This window comes from Martinezella lusitana, assembly GCF_016901135.1.
Taxonomy (GTDB): domain Bacteria; phylum Pseudomonadota; class Alphaproteobacteria; order Rhizobiales; family Rhizobiaceae; genus Rhizobium; species Rhizobium lusitanum_D.
In genome coordinates this window covers 140,369-160,818 of sequence record NZ_JAFEVL010000042.1, presented here as the reverse complement: position 1 = coordinate 160,818, position 20,450 = coordinate 140,369, and the positions used below count along the sequence as shown (strand labels likewise).

Sequence of the window (20,450 nt, the reverse complement as noted above, 5' to 3'; positions counted from 1 at the left end):
AATCAAAAAATACTTCAATGTGCAGTTTGTGAGCTATGTTCGGCGAGATACTTAGACCTCCAAAAGTGCCTTGATGACCCCAGCTTCGGGCCTTAGCCACTCTCTGAAGAGCGTCGGTCCATCTTCCAGCGAACCCCGATGGGTATTCAACGCAGCCGCCGGAACACGGCCATTTTCCATCTGTTTCACCACTTCGGCAAAGTCGTCCGGCTGCGCGTTACGGCTGGCAAAGAGTGTAGTCTCGCGCTTGTGGAATTCCGGATCGGAAAAGGTGATGTCGTTGCGAACGACGCTGACGAGCACGTAGCGGCCGCCGTGGGCGACGAAGCCGAAGCCGCGTTGCATGGCCATGGCGTTGCCGGTCGCGTCTATCACCACGTCAAAGAAATCGCCGTCGGTCAGGCGTTTTGCATGGGCTTCGGCCTCGTCATTGGCGAGCAGCGTCCGGTCGGCACTGAGCGAGGCGATCGTGAAATCGAGGCGGTCCTCGCGCATGTCCATGACGGTCACGTCGGCGCCGCGCGCCTTGGCGAATATGATGGCGGACATGCCGATTGGGCCGGAGCCGACGACGAGAACGCGGTCGGTCGTGGTGATGCCGCCGCGCTTGACGCCATGGGCGCCGATTGCCAGGAATTCGATCATCGCGGCTTCGTCGAGCGAGGCTTTGCCGGCAGAGACGACATTGGGCTCCGGCACGCAGATGAACTCCGTCATGCCGCCGTCGCGGTGGACGCCGAGGACGGCGAGGCTCTGACAGGCATTGGTTATGCCACGGCGGCAGGCAATGCATTTGCCGCAGGCGAGGTATGGAACGATGTAGACGTTCTCTCCCTTTTTAAGGCGGGTGGATTCGCCAGCATCCTCGACCGTGCCGGAGAGCTCATGGCCCATGACGCGCGGATATTCGAGAAAGGGATGCTTGCCCTGATAGATATGAAAATCCGTGCCGCAAATGCCGATGCGTCTGATGCGCACCAGTACCTCGCCTTCCGCAGGGGTGGGGACATCGCGTTCGATCAGGGATAGTCGGTCGGGTTCGTCGCAGATCAATGTTTTCATGGTGATACGCTCTCGATCGGCCGGCGACGCCGACCATAGCTGTTAGAATGCCGTGTCCCACTGATGTCGCAAGTCGATTGCCTGACGGTCGCTCAACTTACGGATCACGAGCCCCACCGCGCCCTTTGCATCTGAGGGTCCGCTGCTCTCATGACGTTGCCTCGTTCAAAGGATAGCGCGCTGCGATCTGCCTCAGAACAGACGCGTCTGATGCGCTACCCGCCTTCTCAGCCCAATCCAGGAAAGCATGGATGCGCCGGGCCACCTTTTCGGGATGATGCTGGGCGATATCGGCGATGCGATGATCGAGGAACGGATTAAGGAAGCGGTCGAGCGTTGTTGTCACATAGGTTGTTGCCTCATCGCCCATGCCGTTTGCGGCAAAGCCGGGCAAGACCTCGTTTTGATAGAGTGCGTCCAGCCTTGCGCGAATGCCGGCATCGGCAAGGATGGCGCGCACGGTCTCGTCGGCTGGTCGGCCCTCTCTTTGCCAGGTTTCAGCAAGGAACGTGTGGCCGAGATTGAGAATATGCAGCTTGAGACGCTCGTATGGCTCGAGATCGTCGGTCAGCACGATGCTCTCATGTGTACAAGGCAGCCGGACGCCCGGCGCGCGCCTGATCGCCCAAAGCGCATAGGGTTCGGCGACGGCGCCGATCGGCTCGATCGGCTCGGAGACGATCCGGTCGACCAGGGTCTCGGCGAAGGCGACATGATCGTCCAACCACCTGAGGAAGTCGGCTGTCACACCGTTTTGTTTGGCGCAGTCGATAACGGTCTGCTTCAGGACGCGACCATTGCCCGTCATCAATTCGCAGGGAAGGATCACCAGCGGGCGGCCAGACTTGCGCCAGCGCTTGACGAGAAGTGCTGCAAGCTTGGCCGGGAACGAGCGTGGAATTCGGCCGTCCTCGCCAAAGCGATCCTCGTCGGGCCAGGTTTTGTATCCCGTTTCGCCGGTGTTGGAGATGATGAATTCGGCATCTTCGGCGAAGAGTTGCGAAAGCTCTTCCCAATGATCAAGGGCGGACAAGCCACGATCGACGCTGGTGACACGCACTGTGCGGTCCACAGGTTGGCCATTCGACATACCACGGATGATGACCGGATAGCCTTCCGGATTGCCGAATGCGCCGACACGCCCGCTTCTGCTGCTGGAACCCGAAATCTGGACGACAGTGATCGGGCCGACATCCAGGCCGGATTGCCTGGCTTCGTGCACGAAGAATGCCGCATGCGCCTGCAAAAAACGGCTGGTGCCGAACTGGATGATCCGCGAGCTCACGCCGAGACCCCCGCGCCTTCAGGGCAAGTCGCTGTCGTTCGTGTGCTGTGTTGAGACGTAGACATCCATCGATCCTCCCGGTGAATGTTTTTTATCTATAGAAAACAGATTGGGTCCCAACGTCAAGGGCTTTTAGATAAATAAAGCAAGCGCAATGATGTCGCGCTCAGTCGAGGGGATCCGCATCAGGGGCAATCACGACATGCCGGCAATGGAAACAAGCCTGCAACCACATTGATCCGCAATTCTTCATAAAAATCATAACAAAATGTCATAAATTATCTGATTTTGTCACTATTATCCGTTATGAACATATCGAGATGATGCGTCGCACGATGGAAGCTTCGCTTATGAAACGGACGGCGTCCGATACCTTCCAAATATCGACGATTTTTCGACGACAGAGGACCCCGTTCCCCTGTCGTAAACCGGCGCGCCGCTCAAGGGGCATCATCTACACGATCTTAGCCACCCATCATGACCAGGAGAGAGTTGAATGGCACGTATCACCTTGAGGCAACTGCTCGATCATGCCGCTGAAAACGGCTACGGCGTTCCTGCTTTCAATATCAACAATATGGAGCAAGCACTCTCCATCATGGAAGCGGGCGATGCCGTTGGGGCACCGGTGATCATGCAGGCGTCGAGAGGTGCCAGAGCCTACGCCAACGACATCATGCTGAAGCATATGATGGACGCCGTCGTCGAAATCTATCCGCATATTCCGGTCTGTGTGCATCTCGACCATGGCAATGATCCCTCAAGCTGCATGACGGCCATCCAGGCCGGCTTCACCTCCGTGATGATGGACGGCTCCCTCAAGGCCGATGCGAAGACACCAGCCGATTGGGATTACAATGTCGGCGTGACGAAGACGGTCACCGAGATGGCGCATCTCGGCGGCATATCCGTCGAAGGCGAACTCGGGGTGCTGGGGTCGCTCGAAACCGGCATGGGCGAGGCCGAGGATGGCCATGGCGCCGAAGGCAAGCTTTCGCATGACCAGCTGCTCACCAATCCGGACGAGGCCGTCAAATTCGTACGGGAAACCAAGGTCGATGCGCTGGCGATCGCCATGGGCACCTCGCACGGCGCCTATAAATTCACCCGCAAGCCTGATGGCTCGGTGCTGGCGATGAACGTGATCGAGGAGATCCATCGCAAGCTGCCCAACACGCATCTCGTTATGCATGGTTCTTCATCGGTTCCTGAAGAACTGCAGGAGATCATCAACAAATATGGCGGCCAGATGAAGCCGACCTGGGGCGTGCCTGTCGAAGAGATCCAGCGCGGCATCAAGAATGGCGTGCGCAAGATCAACATCGATACCGACGGCCGCATGGCGATGACCGGCCAGATCCGCCGCGTGCTGCAGGAAGACCCGAGCGAATTCGATCCGCGCAAATATATGAAGCCGGCCATGGCTGCGCTGACGAAGCTCTGCAAGGAGCGTTTCGAGCAGTTCGGCACAGCGGGCCACGCCTCGCGAATCCAGCCGCTTTCCGTCGCCGAAATGGCAAAGCGCTACAAATCCGGCGCGCTGGACCCGATCTTCTCCTGAATTTGAGCGATCAGCGTGACGCCGGGCTTGCCGACCGGCGCGTGCTCTCCACGGCCAGAGTCTGGCCGTGGAATTTCGACAGCGACGTGACGACGTCGTCGATCTCCTTGGCCAGTCGTTGCGCATCCCACTGCAGGGCCGCCGCCGCAATAGTGGCGATTTCGTGCAATCCCGACATGGTCAGAAGTCCCTCGATCGCCATGGTCGTGCGGCGGAAGACGATGTCGGACAGATGCACGACAAGCTCCTGGCGGGCGATCCAATCGATTTCGAGGGCGCTATGACGAGGCGCGCCGCTGATGCGCTGGCTATCGGCATAGTCTGAACGATGGCCGAGGATCGCCGCCGCGGTGGTGCCGTATCGGCTTAGCAGCTCGTCGACCCTGCTTGCCTCCACACCGGTCTTTGCGGCGACCGATCGGATCCAGCCTGCGCGCTCGCTGGAGCTTACCGGGAAATTCAGTCCGCCGCCGATGGCCAACCGCTCGGTGGATGTCTTGCGCGTGCGCTGAAGGCGCTTCAGCACGGTATCGGACACTTCCTCGGCGAAACCCCGGAAGGTCGTCCACTTGCCGCCAACGAGGGAAATAACGGGGAAGGGCCGTCCGGCCTGCGCTTCGACGACCGGTGCGGAGTGGTCGCGACTGATCAGGCCTGGCGAGGAGGCGTCCGAGGCGGGCAGGGGACGGATGCCGCTATAGCTGTAGGTCACCTGGTCGCGCTCGACGCGGAGGCCTGGCAAGAGTGCTCTGACACTATCGAGGAAATATTCGATTTCCGGTTCTTCGCAGCGCACATTGTCGGGGTCATCGCAGGGAATGTCGGTCGAGCCGACGAGCGCTTGGCCGAGATAGCCATAGACCAGGCATATGCGGCCGTCATCGGCCTCGAAATAGATCATATGGCCGTTCAGGCCACGCACCAGTTCCGGGTGATCGAGCAGGATATGCGACCCCTTGGTTCCGCCGATCAGGTGAGAGGGAGCGCCGAGCGCCGCATTGACGTGATCGATCCACGGCCCGGCGGCATTGACGACGAGCTTAGGCTTCACCGAAAAGGCATACCCGTCCGAGCGCTGGAAGGTCAGCAGGCCGTCGGTGGCAGACACCAGCGTCGTGGCGTTTGCTGCTAACGATTTCTGGTTGGCCGCCAATCCGTCGCTGACCAGCTCGTAGACCAGCCGTTCCGGCCGGCTGATCTTGGCGTCGTAATAGATGCCGCCGGCGACGATCTCAGGCGTCACATGCGGCATTTCCTTGAGCGCGCGGCTTTTCAGCAGGAACCTGTGGCGCGGCATCACCCGGTTGCGCGAGCCGAAGAAGTCGTAAAGCGCAAGCCCGATCTTGACGAGCACAGCACCACGGCTTCGGGGAGCCGTGGTCGAGCCCGTCAGCGTGCGAAGGGCGGCCCAGATGCCCCGCGTCCAGGAGAAGATCGGCACGAATGTCGGCAGCGGCTCGACACAATGCGGCGCGTTCTTCAGCAGTAGATTGCGCTCGAGCGCCGATTGCGCGACCAGCCCGAATTCGCCGGTTTCCAGATATTTCAGGCCGCCGTGAATGAGGCGCGATGGCGCCGCACTCGTTCCCGAGCCGAAATCGGATTTATCGACGATGAGGCAGTTGACGCCCTGGGCGCAAAGGTCGCGAAAGAGCCCCGCGCCGTTGACTCCGGCGCCGAGGATGACGACGTCGACATCTGCGTCTTGAAGTCGGGAAAAGCGTTGTTTCAGATCGGCGGCCATATCGGTCATAACATCATCGTCCTGGTGAACAGCCGCGAAAACAAATCGTTCGCGCAGCGCAATTGGCTGTCTAGTCTTGGGAGCGTTGAGCTGCGAGATTGCCGATCCGTGGCCAGAGCGGCGTCATGGCGTCGGCGATGTCCTTGAAGAGTTCATAACGCACACGGTAGTCGGCGCTGCGGGCGGAATCTGGGTAATAGGTCGTGGCGATCTTGCCGACATCGCGCGGATCGCTCTGCGGATCGGCATAGATCCCGACGCCGGCGCCGGCGCAGAGAGCAGCACCCCAGGCGGCCGCCTCATCGGTTTCCGTCACGGTGACAGGGATTCCAAGCACGTCGGCAAACATCTGCACGACGATCGGATTGCGCGACACGCCACCCGCCAGTCTCGCCTGATTGAAGGAAAAACCGTCACTTAACGCGTCTACATGAATCTTGTGGTTGAACGCGATACCTTCGAGAACAGCGCGCAGCATGTCGCCGCGGTCGTGCCAGCCGCCAAGCCCGAAGAAGCCGGCGCTCGCCGCCGCACCATAGGGGGAGCCGAACAGATAGGGATGGAACAGCGCGCTCGAGGGCCGGTTGAAGGCAGCCTCGATTTCCGGTGCCAGCAAAGCGTGGATCGAATGGCCAGTGGCTTCGGCACCCGAGCGTTCGCTGGAGCAGAGCTGGTCCAGAAACCAGTCGTAGTTGGCTGTCGATGCCGGCGAGATCGACATATTGTTCCATTGACCCGGCGCGATGGCGTTGCGGCAGAACCAGCGGCGATCGACGCGCGGCTCCGACGACAGCGTCTCGTTGATCGAATAGGTGCCGGCGATCACGGCGACGACGCCTTCGGCATAACCCCCGGCACCAAGCGCTGAGGCCGTCACATCGTGCAGGCCGGCGACAACGGGGGTTCCCTCGGCAAGACCGGTGCGTTTGGCGACGGCTTCAGTCACATGGCCGACGACCTCGTCGGATTGCGAGGCATGTGGCAGCGCGCCCACCAATTTGTCCACACCGAAAAGCTTCAGCGCCTCCGGCGAATAGTCTTGAGTCGAGACGTCGGTAAAGGAGGTGCTGGCCTCAGTGCGGTCGGTTCCGGCGACGCCGGTCAGGCAGAAGCGCAGCCAGTCCTTGCAGCTCAGGATATGGCCGATCTCGGCGAAGCGGACCGGCTCGTGCTCCTTGATCCAGGCGAGCAACGCCGAAGGCGCTGACACGTGCGGCACCTGGCCTGTCAGCGCCAGGGACTGGTCGGCGACCGGCCCCGTCAGCCATCGCTCCACGATCGCTCCGGCACGGCTGTCGAGCGAAAGAATGGCGCGTCCAAGCGGCCTCTTTGATTTGTCGAGCAGATAGATGCCGTCGCCATGAGCGGTTGCCGCGATCGCCTGAATGTCGCTTGCCGGGCGGTCGCTGAGCTTGATCGCCTCGGCGATGGCATCGGCCGTCGCCGTCCAGAGCTCGTCCATGTCGCGTTCGACATGGCGCGCCTTGGGCATGAATTGCGTGACACGGCGGCGGGCGACGGCAAGCGGCGTTCCGCCGATGTCGAAGATGACAGCCTTGGTGACGGTGAGACCGCTGTCAATTCCGAGCAGACTCGGCATTCTCATTTCTCCCGATGGTGGACGACCTTAGGCAGCCTTGCTGGGCTCAGCCATCAGGTTCGCTCCTTGTCGCTCCTGGCGACGACCACATTGATATTCTTGTTCTGCATGCGCTCGAGATGAGCAGCGGGCGTTTTCTCATCGACGATGACGACATCGAACTCGCTCAGGGCCGCGAAACTATGCAGCGCCCGCCGGTCGAATTTCGTGTGGTCGGTGAGCAAGATGCGTTTGGCCGCGCTGTTGAACATGGCCCGCTTGATGTCGACGATCTCGGGAGACTGATGAAACACCACGTCGTCGATGATGGCCGACATCGAGATGAAGGCAACATCGGCTCGCAACCGGTTGATCTCGTTGATGGTCATCCGCCCCATAAAGGCGTTGCACCAGTTGTAGTATTGCCCGCCAAGCGCCAGAAGCGTGACGTCGTGCATGTCCTTCAATGCGTTCATCAATGTCAGCGAATTCGTGATCGCCGTCAGCGGCACCTTGGCCGGCAGCTGCGAGGCCATCTGCAGCACGGTGGTGGAATCGTCGAGGAAGATCGCCTGGCCCGGCTCGATGAATTGCATGGCGGCCCCAGCGATCATCTTCTTTTCGCTCGCCTGCCGGTTGGCGCGATAGACGTCGCTCGATTCGATCAGGCTGGTGGCGGCCGCCGTGACAATGCCGCGCGTCTTGCGGAACAGACCCCGAGCCACCAGTTCATCGACATCGCGATGCGCCGTCATCAGGCTGATGCCGAAGCGCTCGGTGAGATCTTCGATCCGCATCGATCCTTCCGCCATGACCGCCTCGGCGATCAGCTGGCGCCGGGCGAGCTGGCGTGAATGCCGGCTATCGCTCGGCAGTTCGTCTTGCAGGAATGATGCGGGGCTTGTTTTCTGGGTCACTTTGGCCTCTGAGGCTGAGCCTTACGGATGTCAGCTTGGTGCCGTGAATATCATGTCAAGGCAAAAAGACGATACAGAACAGTTTGCTATCGGGCTCGCCGCAAGTTCTGCCTGATGTTTAACAGAGCGCTGCAAGTTATAACGGCGCATGGGTGGGGACGCCGTTGCCGGCGCCCCCGATATCATTACTCGGACAGGACGAACGGTCCCGTGTACTTGTCGACATTGTCCTTGGTGATCAGGATGCAATCGAAGAGCTGCTTTTCGCTCGTAGCACCGGTCTTGCCAGTCTTGATGAAGCTGTCGGCCTGCTTGACGGCTTCTGCGGAGAAGACGGCAACCGGCTGCAGAACCGTATACTGCAGTTCGCCGGCCTTGATGGCTGCAACAGCGTCCGGGGAGCCGTCGAAGCCGCCGACCTTGATGTTGGCGAGCTTGCCGGCTTCCTTGAGCGCAGAGATTGCGCCGAGGGCCATTTCGTCATTGCCGGAGATCACGCCGATGATATCCGGATGGGCCTGCAGCATGGACTGCATCTTGTTGTGGCCCTGGGTGCGGTCCCAGTTGGCGACTTCCTTTGCGACCTTCTTCAGATCAGGATACTGCGTCAGAACAGTCTCATAGCCGTTCGAACGAGTAGCGGCGTTGTTGTCGGAGGGCGCGCCGAACAGTTCGGCATAGTTGCCCTTGTCGCCGACAGCTTCGACCCACTGCTGCGCACCGATAGCGGCACCCTGGGCGTTGTTGGAGACGAGCTGTGCCTTGGCGAGGCCTTCCTGGTTGATTTCAGCATTGACCAGGAAAACCGGGATGCCGGCAGCAACGGCCTTCTTGACGGCGCCGACGGAACCATCGGCATTGGCCGGGTCGAGGATGATGGCAACCGACTTGTTGGTGATGGCCGTGTCGATCAGGTTGCTCTCGGTGTTGGTGTCGCCCTTATGCGCACCGACCGTTGCCGTATAGCCGAGCTTTTCGGCCGTTGTCTTGGCGACATTGCCTTCCGTCAGCCAATAGGGGTTGGACGGATCGTTGACGATGATCGTCATCTGGCCGGCGGCCCATGCTGCTCCCGTCAGAAGCGGTGCAATCGCAACCGCTGCCATGACAATGCGCAAACCTTTTTTAAACATTAGTCTCTCTCCCTTTTGATGAGCTCAGATGTTACCGGCGAACCGGCGGTGCTTTCTCCGATCGATGGTTCCTCCCACCGATTGGGGACAAGATGGGTCGCGGTGCGTCAGCCGGATTTGGCCCGACGTCCGTATTGGATGCTGTTCATGAGCACGGCGAGCACGATGACTGCGCCGGTAAAGACGGTCTGCCAGTAGGCCGAGACCCCGATGATCACCAAGCCGTCCGAAAGGAAGCCGATGACGAAGGCGCCGAGCATCGTGCCGCGCACCGTGCCGCGACCACCTGTCAGCGCCGCGCCGCCGATGACGACAGCGGCAATCGCGGTCAGTTCATAGGTGGTACCGGCGGTCGGGCCGGCCGATGTCAGCTGCGAGGACAGCACCAGGCCGGCAATCGCAGCGCAGACGCCGGAAAACACGTAGACGAGGATCTTGACTTGCTTGACCGGGACACCAGAAAGATCGGCGGCGCGCTCGTTGCCGCCCGAGGCATAGAGCCAGCGGCCGAAGGCGGTGCGGCTGAGAACGATGCCGCAGATGATCGCAAGCGCGGCGAGCACGATGACACCGATCGGGACACCGGCGAGACGATTGAAGCCAAGCCAGTCGAAGCCGGTATTGCCGAGCTCCGGCCGACCGCCGAGATTGTTGTAGGTGAGGCCGTTGGTCATCAGCAATGCGATGCCGCGCGCAACATAAAGGACGCCGAGCGAGGCGACGAATGCCGGAACTTTCAGGTAAGCGATGAGCACGCCGTTGACGGCGCCGACGACGGCGCCGAGCGCGCAGGTCAAGATGACGACGGCCCAGACCGGCGGATAGAGAATGACGCCGAAGCTCGAAAGGGTGACGCCCTGCATCAGGAAGCCAGCGATACAGCCGGCAAGGCCGAGCGTGGAGCCGACCGACAGATCGATGCCGCCATTGAGGATGACCAGCAGCATGCCGATGGCAAGGATGCCGAAGATAGCGACATGCGAGGCCATGGTCAGGAAGTTGCTGAGCGAGAAGTAATAGGGCGACAGGAAGGAGAAGACCGCGATGATGACGATCAGCGCGAAGAAGGCGCGCCCTTCCAGGATCAACCGCACGAGATTGAAATTCCGCCGCTGTCCGTTCGAAATGGGTTTCTTTTCAGTGATGTTCGTGACTGACATAATCAGTGCTCCATGAATGCGGCTAGTGCGCGACCACTGCTTCGCCGGAGGCGGCCATGATCTTCTCTTTGGGGACGTCGGGACCGAATTCGGCTGATATCTTGCCGCGGTGCATGACGATGATGCGATGGGCGATGCTCAGGCATTCGGCGACTTCCGACGTCGAATAGATCACCGCCAGGCCTTCTTTGGCGCGCTCGGCCAGCAGCTTGAAGACTTCGGCCTTCGCGCCGATGTCGATGCCGCGGCTCGGCTCGTCGAGCAGGATCACCTTCGGCGCCGTCGCCAGCATTTTGCCGATAACGACCTTCTGCTGGTTGCCGCCCGAAAGCGAGCCGATCGCAGCGTCGCCGCCATCGGTCTTGATGTGAACCTTGCGGATCGAGCTGTCGACAAGCGCCCGCTCGCGGCCGCCTGACGTGAAGAGACCCTTGGTGAAGGCACCGATGCTGGCAAGCGACAGGTTCGAGCCGACGGTCATCGTCTGGACGAGACCGTCACGCTGCCGGTCTTCCGGCACCAGAACCAGGCCCTGGGCGATGCGGCCGGCAATGCTGAGATTGCCGACATCTTTGTTCCCGAGCAGAACGCGGCCGCCGCTCGATCTCAGGCGTCCCGCGACGCATTCGAGCAATTCCGTGCGTCCGGCGCCCATGAGCCCGTAGATGCAGACGATCTCACCGGCCCGGACCTGAAGCGACATGCGGTCGACTGCATTATAGGCGGCGCCCGAAGGGCCGGGGACGGTGAGGCCATCGATCGTCAGCGCGACGTCGCCCATCTTGTGGCCGGTCGGCGGGCTGCCGAGATCGAAATTGTCGCCGACCATGTTGCGCACGATCCATTCGAGATCGATGTCCTTGCGCTCAGCGTAGGCCGTCATGTTGCCGTCGCGGAGCACGACGGCATGGTTGGTGATCTGCAGCGCCTCTTCCAGATGATGCGAGATGTAGACGATCGACACGCCGCGGCCCGTCAGGTCGCGAATGACCTTGAACAGAACCTCGACTTCTGTGGCGCTGAGCGCCGATGTCGGTTCGTCCATGATCAGGATGCGCGAATTGACCGAAAGAGCCCGGGCGATTTCGACGATCTGCTGCTGGCCGAGGCGCAGATCCTCGACCGGCGTCATTGGATCGATATGCTCTTCGAGTTCCTCCATCAGCGCCCGTGTCTGGCGCTCTTCCTCGGCGAAATCGACGACACCGCCCTTCATGATCTCGCGACCCATGAAGATATTGTCGCGTACGCTGAGATTGGGCGCCAGGCTCAATTCCTGATGGATGATCGAGATGCCGCAGGAGCGCGCATGTGTCGAAGAAGCGAAGCTGATGGGGCTGCCATCGAGGATGATTTCGCCCGATGTCGGCTGTATAACGCCGGAGAGGATCTTCATCAGCGTCGACTTGCCGGCGCCGTTTTCGCCGAACAGCGTCGTGACTTCGCCGCGCCGAATATCGAAGTTCACGCCCTTGAGCGCATGAACGCTGCCATAGGACTTGGCGATGTTGCGGGCGGCGAGAACGACCTCGCCTGTGCCGGCTTCTTTTTCCTGCGCCTGGCTCATTTCAGTTCGACCTTCACGGGGGTGACCAGCCAGTTCTTGGGATTGATGAGCTTGAACACGCCGACAACCGTTGCCGTCTTGCCCGTCAGCTTCTCAGGATCGAGGCTGCCGAGGGTTGCCTTCTTCATCTCGTTGTTGATGGCAGAGCCGGCATCCTGATATTCGATCTGGTTGGTGAACTGGCCGAATTGGATCTTGCCCGTCGCATCGCGAAGATCGGTGCCGTTGATCGCCGGACCGGTCTGTACTCGAACGGTGATACCGTCAGGCAGGCCGTCGACCTTGAAGTCATTGAGGTTGGCCTTGCGGTCGCCAAATGTGCCTGACAGCGAGACGGGAAGCACGGGGCCGGTGCTGGTGGCGACACCATATTTCGTGCCGGCGGCCTTCTTGTCGGCCAGAACGGCATTGCCGAGCGTTACCGCGTCGACGGCTCGCTGTTGGACATCCGCCAGAACCTTCGGAAACTCCTGGGCGCCATAGGCTTCCGGCGAGAAGGCTTGCTCGCGCACGTCATGGGCGGAGCCGATCTTGACCACCTTGGTATCGGCGGCAATGGCGCCGATCACGATCACGACGGCGGCGATGCCCGCCACGATCTTGAGCTTGGAGCCGGTTGGCTTGGCGGTTGCGTATTGAGTCTGCGTATTCATGTTCAAACGACCTTCGGCATATCAGCCGGATTGCCTGATGAAGAAAGAAGAGAAAGGCACTGCGATCGTGGCAACGATCTAGCGAAGGCCCGGCCCACCACATCGGGCACGCAAACGCTCCGCTCGGTTTCGGTACAGGCCGTCACCGGAAGGGAAATTCAACATCAGGAGCCTCCTCAGCATGCGGGCGCCTGTCTCCTCCAGTCGCCCAATGGAACCCACAATCATCTCGTTTCCGTAATAATTGTGATAGAAGTGTGTTAATAACTGCAAATCATATGTTATAAATTTCTGAGCGTGTCAACTGCCATCTGCTGTGCTCAGCGAGCCGACCATCATTGCAGACGCTGGTGTTCCGTGCTTCGAATAACTCGCAGCTTCCATTTGATAAATTGCTTTGGCAGCCATGCGGAATCGCCGGTATTTAAGGCGCCTTCTGCGTGAATCTCATCACAAATCTTTGATAAATATAAGTATTACTCACGGCTGCGTGAATGGGAATCATGCCCCGCTTCTTGCGATGACTGCTTCGTTCGGGGATGGGCGCTCCTCGCATTGCTCTCCCCCAGCTCACTTTCGTAAGCCCTCCTCGGCGCAACTGGGGAATTGACAACATCCATTTTATATGAAAAAAATTACAATGCTAGAAAAATATTACGGCAACTGTGGTATCTCTGTGGTATAACGCGGCTGTCTTGTAAACTGCCGTTGTTGCACGATGCTCGAGCGGTGTGATTGATGTGGATTCGAGAGTGAGGCTCTCTTGGTGGGCGTCGTTGTCTTGGTCCGGGATAGTCCGCTTGGCCGCCGAATTTTCGGTGCTGAAAATAGCCGTGGTACAAGCGGCTTGGAGCGAACACTCAAGCTCTGGGTCGATCGGGGAGGAATGAACGTGCTTTTTGTCGATGCGAACGTCCCAGTCGGGGGGCAGGTTGTGGCGGAGCCGGCGCGCAATGCCTAGGAGCGACGGGATCATTATCGGGATCGATGCCGGAACCTCCGTTCTCAAGGCCGTTGCCTTCGAATTGTCCGGGCGGCAGATTGCTTCGGCGTCGGCACGAAATCGATACGAGACAGGCGAAGACGGCTCGGTCACGCAGTCGCTCAGCCAGACGTGGTCGGACTGCGTCAGCGCGCTGCGTGGCCTCGGCGATAAGGTGGCGGATCTCGCCTCCCGCGCGGTTGCCATTGCTGTTACGGGGCAGGGGGATGGAACCTGGCTTGTCGGCGCCGGCAACGCCCCGGTTGACGATGCCTGGCTCTGGCTCGACGCCCGCGCTGCATCGACGGTTACGCGACTGAGCGCCCAGCCGGAGAACCGCGCTCGTTTCGAGGCGACCGGCACGGGTCTCAATACCTGCCAGCAGGGCGCGCAGCTCGCCCATATGGACCGCTTCATGCCGGAGCTTCTCGATCGGGCCGAAACGGCGCTGCACTGCAAGGACTGGCTCTATCTGAACCTGACCGGCGTGCGTGCGACCGATCCGTCGGAAGCAAGCTTCACCTTCGGCAATTTTCGCAGCCGCCAGTACGATCCCGTTGTTATCGATGCGCTCGGCCTTGGCCGCCACCGCTCGCTTCTGCCCGAGATCATCGACGGCACCGAAATCAGCCATCCCCTGACCACCGAAGCGGCCAAGGCCGCAGGCTTGCTCGCGGGAACGCCGGTCTGTCTCGGATATGTGGATATGGTCATGACTGCGCTCGGCGCCGGCGTGCGCACCGGCGGCCAGAATGCCGCCTGCTCGACGATCGGATCGACGGGCGTGCACATGCGCGCGAAGGCTGTGCCCGACGTCCAGCTCAATGACGAGGGGACGGGCTACGTCATTGCTCTGCCTATTCCCGGTATCGTCACGCAGGTTCAGACCAATATGGGCGCGACGATCAATATCGACTGGATCCTGCGGATCGCGGCGGATCTGATGTCCGAGGGCGGGCGCGAGGTGTCCTATTCGGATCTCATTCCACGCATCGATGCCTGGTTTGCCGAAAGCCGCCCGACCAATCTTCTCTATCATCCCTACATTTCGGAGGCGGGAGAACGGGGTCCCTTCGTCAACGCGCATGCGCGCGCCGGCTTCACAGGGCTTTCCACGCGTCATGGTTTTGCCGACATGCTGCGCGCCGTGGTCGAAGGGCTCGGCATGGCGACGCGCGATTGCTATGCGGCCATGGGAGATATGCCGTCGGAACTGCGCATCACGGGTGGTGCCGCCCGCTCGCGCGCTTTGCGCAGCTCCCTGTCCGCCGCCGTCAAGGCGCCCGTGCGGATTTCGGATCGCGAAGAGGCTGGGGCTGCCGGGGTGGCGATGATGGCCGCGGTTGCCATCGGCGCTTATCAGGACATGGACAGCTGTATCGCCGAATGGGTCACGCCGTTGCTCGGCCAAGCCGAGGCGCCGGATGCCGAGGAGGCCCAACGCTTCGACCGGCTGTTTGCAGCCTACAAGAACGTGCGCGAGGCGATCGCACCGGCCTGGGACAAGCTCGCCGAGCATTAGCCGATAGGTGGCCAATTCGGCACTGTCGCAAAGATTGATTTGATGATGCCCGAGGCATCCGAAGGAGCATGATATGACTGAGCCCGAAATCCTGGATCTCTTTGTGATCGGCGGCGGCATCAATGGTGCCGGCATTGCCCGCGATGCAGCCGGCCGGGGTCTATCGGTGATGATGTGCGAGAAAGGCGATCTGGCCGAGGGAACCTCCTCGCGGTCCGGCAAGCTGGTGCATGGCGGCCTGCGCTATCTTGAATATTACGAGTTTCGCTTGGTGCGCGAAGCGCTGATCGAACGCGAAGTTCTCCTGAATTCGGCAAGCCATATCATCTGGCCGATGCGCTTCGTGCTGCCGCATAGCCCGACGGATCGTCCCGCCTGGCTCGTCCGCCTCGGTCTCTTCCTCTATGACCATCTCGGTGGCCGCAAGAAGCTGCCGGGCACGCGCTCGCTCGATCTGCATCGCGATCCCGAGGGCGCACCGATCCTCGACCAATACACCAAGGGGTTCGAATATTCCGACTGCTGGGTTGATGACGCCCGCCTTGTCGTCCTCAATGCGCTCGATGCCGCCTCCAAGGGCGCGCAGATCTTGACGCGCACGGCCTGCATCAGCGCCCGGCGCGATCAGGGCAGCTGGATCGTGCAGACGCGCGACCAGCGCTCCGGCGAAGTGCGCACGGTGCGCGCCAAGGTTCTGGTGAATGCATCAGGCCCATGGGTCAACGACATCATCAACCGTGTTGCCGGCTCCAACAGCCGCCGCAGCGTCCGCCTCGTCAAGGGCAGCCATATCATCGTGCCAAAATTCTGGAGCGGGCAGCAGGCCTATCTGGTACAGAACCACGACAAGCGTGTGATCTTCATCAACCCCTACGAAGGCGACAAGGCGCTGATCGGCACGACCGACATTCCCTACGAGGGCAAGCCGGAAGAGGTGAAGGCCGACGAGACGGAAATCGACTATCTGATCGCCGCCGTGAACCGCTATTTCAAGGAAAAGCTGCGTCGTTCCGATGTGATCGAAAGCTTCTCCGGCGTCCGGCCGCTGTTCGACGACGGCAAGGGCAATCCTTCGGCCGTAACACGCGACTACGTCTTCGATCTCGACGAGACCGGCGGCGCGCCGCTTCTCAACGTCTTCGGCGGCAAGATCACGACGTTCCGCAAGCTCTCGGAGCACGCGATGCAAAAGCTTGCCAAGTTCTTCCCGAAGATGGGCAGCGACTGGACGCGTGATGCCAAGCTTCCGGGCGGCGATATCCCGAATGCTGATTACGTCGCCTTCTCCGATTCTCTGCGTTCGGCCTATCCCTGGATGCCGCGCGCGCTCGTGAACCATTACGGCCATCTCTATGGCGCACGCACCAAGCAGATTGTCGGGGGCGCCACGTCTCTTGCCGGGCTCGGACGCCATTTCGGCGGCAATCTCTATGAGGCCGAGGCCCGCTATCTGGCGGCTTCGGAATGGGCGCAGAAGGCAGAAGACGTGCTCATGCGCCGCACCAAGGAGGGGCTGCGTATGACGGCCGAGGAAAAGGCGGATTTCTCCGCCTGGTTCGACGCCGAACTGGCGCTGGCCGCGTGAACCATTCGATCATTGCCGGGAACCGATATCCATGTCCTTGACCCTTTCACTCAATACCAACCCGCTGGTAAACCGTTTCGCGGAGCCGGCCGACCTGATCGAAACGGTCGCGCGTGACCTACGCATCCGCGATCTGCAGCTGACGCATGAGTTCATCAATCCGAGCTGGCAAGCCCCGGTCATCCGCCGCCTGACGCGCGATATGCAGACCGCGTTGAGGCGAACCGGCGTCCGCGTCACCTCGGGCATGACGGGTCCCTATGGCCGTCTCAACCATTTTGGCCATCCGGATAAGGATGTCCGGCGCTATTATGTTGATTGGTTCAAGACCTTTGCCGATATCACCGCCGATCTCGGCGGCCATTCCGTCGGCACGCAATTCGCCATCTTCACCTACAAGGATTACGACGATCCGGTCCGGCGCGAGGAGCTGATCAAGATCGCGATCGATTGCTGGGGTGAGGTCGCGGAGCATGCCCGCGCGGCAGGTCTTTCCTACGTGTTCTGGGAGCCGATGAGCATCGGCCGAGAATTCGGCGAGACCATCGAGGCATCTCTTGCGCTGCAAGACCGCTTGACGAAGGCGCGGCTTGCCGTGCCGATGTGGATGATGGCCGATATCGATCACGGCGACGTCACGTCGGCCAATCCCAAAGACTATGATCCCTATGCCTGGGCGCGCGCTGTTCCCAAGGTTTCTCCGATCATCCATATCAAGCAGAGCCTGATGGACAAGGGCGGCCACCGGCCCTTTACTGCGGAGTTCAACGCCAAGGGCCGCATCCAGCCGGTGCCCTTGCTTGAGGCTTTTTCAGAAGGCGGTGCCAAGGACAACGAGATCTGTCTGGAGCTGTCGTTCAAGGAGCGTGAACCCAACGATCGCCAGGTTATCTCGCAGATTGCCGAAAGTATCGCCTTCTGGGCACCTCATATCGACACGGGCGTTGGCGACTTGCATATCTAGCCGCAGAAACACTGAGTCTTGATTCTGCAGCCAAATCAGCCACGAGGCGATGTTGGAGAAGTGAAATCGAGATCGGAAAACGAACAGGCGGACCAATATGCGTGACGAAAAGAGGAGGAGCGGTGGATGACGGATGCTGATGCTTCGCTGGCCGTGCGGGCGGCCTGGTTGCACTATGCCGGAGGATTGACGCAGTCCGAGGTGGCCAAGCGTCTTGGCGTGCCCTCGGTCAAGGCGCATCGACTGATCGCGCGGGCGGTTGCCGATGGCGTGGTGAAAGTGACGATCGATGGTGACATCGTCGAATGCGTCGAGCTTGAAACGAAGCTCGCGGCACGCTTTGGCCTGCAATATTGCGAGGTTACCCCCGATCTCGGCGAGGAGGGGTTCGCGTTCCGCGCTCTGGGCCAGGCCGGTGCTGGCTTCCTGCGGCGTGAAATCGAGAGCGGCAACAACAAGGTCATTGGCCTTGGCCATGGACGCACGCTCTCGTCCGCGGTTCACCACATGTCTCGCGTCAGCGCCAAGGATCTGCGCTTCGTCTCGCTGCTCGGTGGATTGACCAGAAACTATGCCGCCAACCCCTATGACGTGATGCATCGCATCGCCGAAAAGACCGGCATGCAGGCACATGTGATGCCGGTGCCGTTTTTCGCCAACACGCGCGAGGATCGGGATGTGCTGCTGGCGCAGCGCGGCGTCAAGGAAGTGTTCGACCTGGCAAACGGCGCCGAGCTGAAGCTCGTCGGCTTGGGCACGGTCGATACCGACGCACAACTCGTGCTCTCGGGCATGGTGGAGCCGCACGAAATCAAGGAGGTCACGGCCGCCGGCGGTGTCGGCGAAATTCTCGGTCACTTCTTCGATGCGGACGGCAATATCCTCGAGACGACGTTGACGGCGCGTACGCTGTCGGCATCGCTGCCGCGTTCGAAGAAGGAGCGGCTGGTGGCGCTTTCGGGCGGGCTGCCCAAGGTCGAGGCCATTCGGGCGGTTCTGAAGAGTCGCTGTCTCTACGGTCTGATCACCGATGAGAGGACGGCGCAGGCGCTATTGAAGGATTAGGGCTGGCTCGCGTCCACCGAAACACAAGATCGCATCAATATAACAGAAGAAATGTTGAATTGTGAGATTTTAGTGTTATATTTTGTTTGGTTCCATCCGAGTGAACGCCGGAGTGCAAGGTGAAACGGGAAGAGCGCCAGCAATCGATCATCAATCTGCTCGTCGAGCAAAAGACCGTCGATCTCGACGATCTGGCTGATCGCTTCACCGTGTCCAAGATGACCATTCATCGCGATCTCGATGATCTCGAGCAGGCCGGCGTGTTGCGCAAGGTTCGCGGTGGTGCGACGATCGATGCTGGCACCCAGTTCGAAAGCGATTTCCGTTTCCGCGAGCGCCAGGGCCACGAGGAAAAGCTCAACATGGCGCGCTGCGCGCTCGATCTGGTCGAGCCCGGCATGACCGTTATGGTCAATGACGGATCGATGGCGGCCGTCCTCGGCGAGATGTTGCTGCAGAAACGGCCATTGACGCTGATCACCAACAATGCCGCGATCATAGACCGCCTGAAAAGCGAAAGCGGCATCACGCTGATCGCGCTTGGCGGCATCTATTCCGCGAAATTCAACGCCTTTCTGGGCGTTGTCACCGAGGAGGCGCTGTCGCGGCTGAGAGCTGACATCGCATTCCTTTCGACTCCAGCCATATCAGGCAGGCTTGCCTACCACATGGACGATAATGTCGTGCGCACGAAACGGGCCATGATCGCTTCCGCCGCCAAGACCTGCCTGCTCGTCAGCCATCAACGCATGGGGCATACGGCTCTGCATGTGATGGCCGATCTTGCCGATTTCGACGCCGTGATCACCGATCGCGCTCCTGATGCCGCGATTCTCGAGCAGTTCCGCCGCGACGGCATCGCCCTCACCATTGCTTCTACCCAGGATATGACATGACAGAGACATCTAGCTATTGGATCGGCACGAGCTGGAAAATGAACAAGACGCTGGCGGAAGCGCGCGCCTTTGCCGAGGCCTTGCGTGCCGCCGATACGCTGAGAGATCCGCGCATCCAGCGCTTCGTCATCCCGCCGTTCACTGCCGTGCGCGAAGTCAAGGCAATACTGTCGGAGAGCTCCGTCAAGGTCGGCGCCCAGAACATGCATTGGGCCGATCAGGGCGCCTGGACGGGAGAGATCTCGCCGCTGATGCTCAGGGACTGCAATCTCGACATCGTCGAGCTCGGCCATTCCGAACGTCGCGAGCACTTCGGCGAGACCAACGAGACCGTGGGCTTGAAGACCGAGGCGGCCGTCCGCCACGGCCTGATCCCGCTCATCTGCATCGGCGAGACATTGAACGATCGCGAAAGCGGTCGCGCGACGGAGATCCTGAGCGAGCAGGTGGTCGGCGCGCTTTCGAAGCTTTCAGCCTCGCAGAAGCAGGCGCAGATCCTGTTCGCCTATGAACCCGTCTGGGCGATCGGCGAAAAGGGAATTCCCGCCGAGCCTTCCTATGCCGACGCGCGCCAGGCCGAGATCATCTCGGTCGCGCAAGACCTGCTCGGCCGAAAAATTCCATGCCTCTACGGCGGATCGGTCAATCCGCAAAATTGTGAAGAACTCATATCCTGCCCGAACGTAGACGGGCTTTTCATCGGGCGCTCCGCTTGGAACGTCGAAGGCTATCTCGACATCCTCGCCAAGTGCGCCGCCAAACTCTGAGGAGACAT

Annotated in this window: 16 protein-coding genes; 7 read left to right on the top strand and 9 right to left on the bottom strand. The window is 60.5% G+C overall.

The genetic code is table 11. The annotated features are described in order from the left end of the window. Positions 1-51: 51 nt before the first annotated feature. Both JTP94_RS15020 and JTP94_RS15015 read right to left on the bottom strand, forming a co-directional pair. Entirely contained in the window at positions 52-1,062 is a 1,011-nt protein-coding gene (locus JTP94_RS15020; RefSeq protein ID WP_204851282.1) for a zinc-binding alcohol dehydrogenase family protein, read from the bottom strand. Between the two features lie 148 nt (positions 1,063-1,210). Then, positions 1,211-2,347, bottom strand: a complete 1,137-nt coding sequence (locus JTP94_RS15015) for a mannitol dehydrogenase family protein (RefSeq protein WP_204851281.1) — start codon at positions 2,345-2,347, stop codon at positions 1,211-1,213. Positions 2,348-2,843: 496 nt separating this feature from the next. Between JTP94_RS15015 and fba the strand changes: the two genes are divergently transcribed. After that, positions 2,844-3,908, top strand: coding sequence for a class II fructose-bisphosphate aldolase (fba, locus tag JTP94_RS15010; protein WP_204851280.1), 1,065 nt, complete (start codon positions 2,844-2,846; stop codon positions 3,906-3,908). Positions 3,909-3,918: 10 nt separating this feature from the next. On the opposite strand, the gene JTP94_RS15005 is transcribed toward fba, so the two are convergent. The 7 genes from JTP94_RS15005 to JTP94_RS14975 all read right to left on the bottom strand — a co-directional run bounded on the left by JTP94_RS15005 (position 3,919) and on the right by JTP94_RS14975 (position 12,661). Further along, entirely contained in the window at positions 3,919-5,661 is a 1,743-nt protein-coding gene (locus JTP94_RS15005) for a glycerol-3-phosphate dehydrogenase/oxidase (protein ID WP_204851279.1), read from the bottom strand. Positions 5,662-5,722: 61 nt separating this feature from the next. Then, positions 5,723-7,252, bottom strand: a complete 1,530-nt coding sequence (locus JTP94_RS15000; protein ID WP_204851278.1) for an FGGY-family carbohydrate kinase — start codon at positions 7,250-7,252, stop codon at positions 5,723-5,725. A 53-nt stretch (positions 7,253-7,305) separates the two neighbouring features. Next, positions 7,306-8,148 carry a DeoR family transcriptional regulator gene (locus JTP94_RS14995; RefSeq protein ID WP_204851277.1) on the bottom strand — a complete coding sequence of 281 codons (843 nt, stop codon included), beginning with the start codon at positions 8,146-8,148 and terminating at the stop codon, positions 7,306-7,308. 185 nt (positions 8,149-8,333) lie between these two features. Then, positions 8,334-9,281: a D-ribose ABC transporter substrate-binding protein gene (locus tag JTP94_RS14990; RefSeq protein ID WP_204851276.1), complete on the bottom strand. Its 948-nt coding sequence runs from the start codon at positions 9,279-9,281 to the stop codon at positions 8,334-8,336. 107 nt (positions 9,282-9,388) lie between these two features. Next, complete coding sequence (locus tag JTP94_RS14985; protein WP_034512896.1) at positions 9,389-10,441, bottom strand: ABC transporter permease; 1,053 nt, start codon at positions 10,439-10,441, stop codon at positions 9,389-9,391. Positions 10,442-10,463: 22 nt separating this feature from the next. Beyond that, positions 10,464-12,008, bottom strand: a complete 1,545-nt coding sequence (locus JTP94_RS14980; RefSeq protein ID WP_204851275.1) for a sugar ABC transporter ATP-binding protein — start codon at positions 12,006-12,008, stop codon at positions 10,464-10,466. Then, positions 12,005-12,661 (bottom strand): DUF2291 domain-containing protein, encoded by a 657-nt coding sequence (locus JTP94_RS14975; RefSeq protein ID WP_204851274.1) that lies wholly within the window; start codon positions 12,659-12,661, stop codon positions 12,005-12,007. The genes JTP94_RS14980 and JTP94_RS14975 overlap by 4 nt, the downstream gene beginning before the upstream one ends. A gap of 953 nt (positions 12,662-13,614) precedes the next feature. On the opposite strand from JTP94_RS14975, the gene JTP94_RS14970 reads away from it, so the two are divergent. From JTP94_RS14970 to JTP94_RS14945, 6 genes are all read left to right on the top strand, one after another. Beyond that, positions 13,615-15,165, top strand: a complete 1,551-nt coding sequence (locus JTP94_RS14970) for an FGGY-family carbohydrate kinase (protein WP_204851273.1) — start codon at positions 13,615-13,617, stop codon at positions 15,163-15,165. A 73-nt stretch (positions 15,166-15,238) separates the two neighbouring features. Continuing rightward, positions 15,239-16,750: a glycerol-3-phosphate dehydrogenase gene (locus JTP94_RS14965; protein WP_204851272.1), complete on the top strand. Its 1,512-nt coding sequence runs from the start codon at positions 15,239-15,241 to the stop codon at positions 16,748-16,750. A gap of 31 nt (positions 16,751-16,781) precedes the next feature. Further along, positions 16,782-17,714: a TIM barrel protein gene (locus tag JTP94_RS14960; protein WP_204851271.1), complete on the top strand. Its 933-nt coding sequence runs from the start codon at positions 16,782-16,784 to the stop codon at positions 17,712-17,714. Positions 17,715-17,840: 126 nt separating this feature from the next. Beyond that, complete coding sequence (locus tag JTP94_RS14955) at positions 17,841-18,779, top strand: sugar-binding transcriptional regulator (protein WP_204851270.1); 939 nt, start codon at positions 17,841-17,843, stop codon at positions 18,777-18,779. 119 nt (positions 18,780-18,898) lie between these two features. Then, positions 18,899-19,675: a DeoR family transcriptional regulator gene (locus JTP94_RS14950; RefSeq protein WP_204851269.1), complete on the top strand. Its 777-nt coding sequence runs from the start codon at positions 18,899-18,901 to the stop codon at positions 19,673-19,675. Continuing rightward, a complete protein-coding gene (locus JTP94_RS14945) occupies positions 19,672-20,442 on the top strand; it encodes a triose-phosphate isomerase (protein ID WP_204851268.1) in 771 nt (256 codons plus the stop codon). The genes JTP94_RS14950 and JTP94_RS14945 overlap by 4 nt, the downstream gene beginning before the upstream one ends. The last annotated feature ends 8 nt before the right edge of the window (positions 20,443-20,450 follow it).

Bases quoted from the DNA above. Each gene is read 5' to 3' on its own strand.
- JTP94_RS14980 (WP_204851275.1), bottom strand. From the start codon at position 12,008: ATGAGCCAGGCGCAGGAAAAAGAAGCCGGCACAGGCGAGGTCGTTCTC.
- JTP94_RS14970 (WP_204851273.1), top strand. From the start codon at position 13,615: ATGCCTAGGAGCGACGGGATCATTATCGGGATCGATGCCGGAACCTCC.
- JTP94_RS14960 (WP_204851271.1), top strand. From the start codon at position 16,782: ATGTCCTTGACCCTTTCACTCAATACCAACCCGCTGGTAAACCGTTTC.
- JTP94_RS14945 (WP_204851268.1), top strand. From the start codon at position 19,672: ATGACAGAGACATCTAGCTATTGGATCGGCACGAGCTGGAAAATGAAC.
- JTP94_RS15000 (WP_204851278.1), bottom strand. From the start codon at position 7,252: ATGCCGAGTCTGCTCGGAATTGACAGCGGTCTCACCGTCACCAAGGCT.
- JTP94_RS14955 (WP_204851270.1), top strand. From the start codon at position 17,841: ATGACGGATGCTGATGCTTCGCTGGCCGTGCGGGCGGCCTGGTTGCAC.
- JTP94_RS14975 (WP_204851274.1), bottom strand. From the start codon at position 12,661: ATGAATACGCAGACTCAATACGCAACCGCCAAGCCAACCGGCTCCAAG.
- JTP94_RS14990 (WP_204851276.1), bottom strand. From the start codon at position 9,281: ATGTTTAAAAAAGGTTTGCGCATTGTCATGGCAGCGGTTGCGATTGCA.
- JTP94_RS14965 (WP_204851272.1), top strand. From the start codon at position 15,239: ATGACTGAGCCCGAAATCCTGGATCTCTTTGTGATCGGCGGCGGCATC.
- JTP94_RS15020 (WP_204851282.1), bottom strand. From the start codon at position 1,062: ATGAAAACATTGATCTGCGACGAACCCGACCGACTATCCCTGATCGAA.
- fba (WP_204851280.1), top strand. From the start codon at position 2,844: ATGGCACGTATCACCTTGAGGCAACTGCTCGATCATGCCGCTGAAAAC.
- JTP94_RS14985 (WP_034512896.1), bottom strand. From the start codon at position 10,441: ATGTCAGTCACGAACATCACTGAAAAGAAACCCATTTCGAACGGACAG.
- JTP94_RS15005 (WP_204851279.1), bottom strand. From the start codon at position 5,661: ATGACCGATATGGCCGCCGATCTGAAACAACGCTTTTCCCGACTTCAA.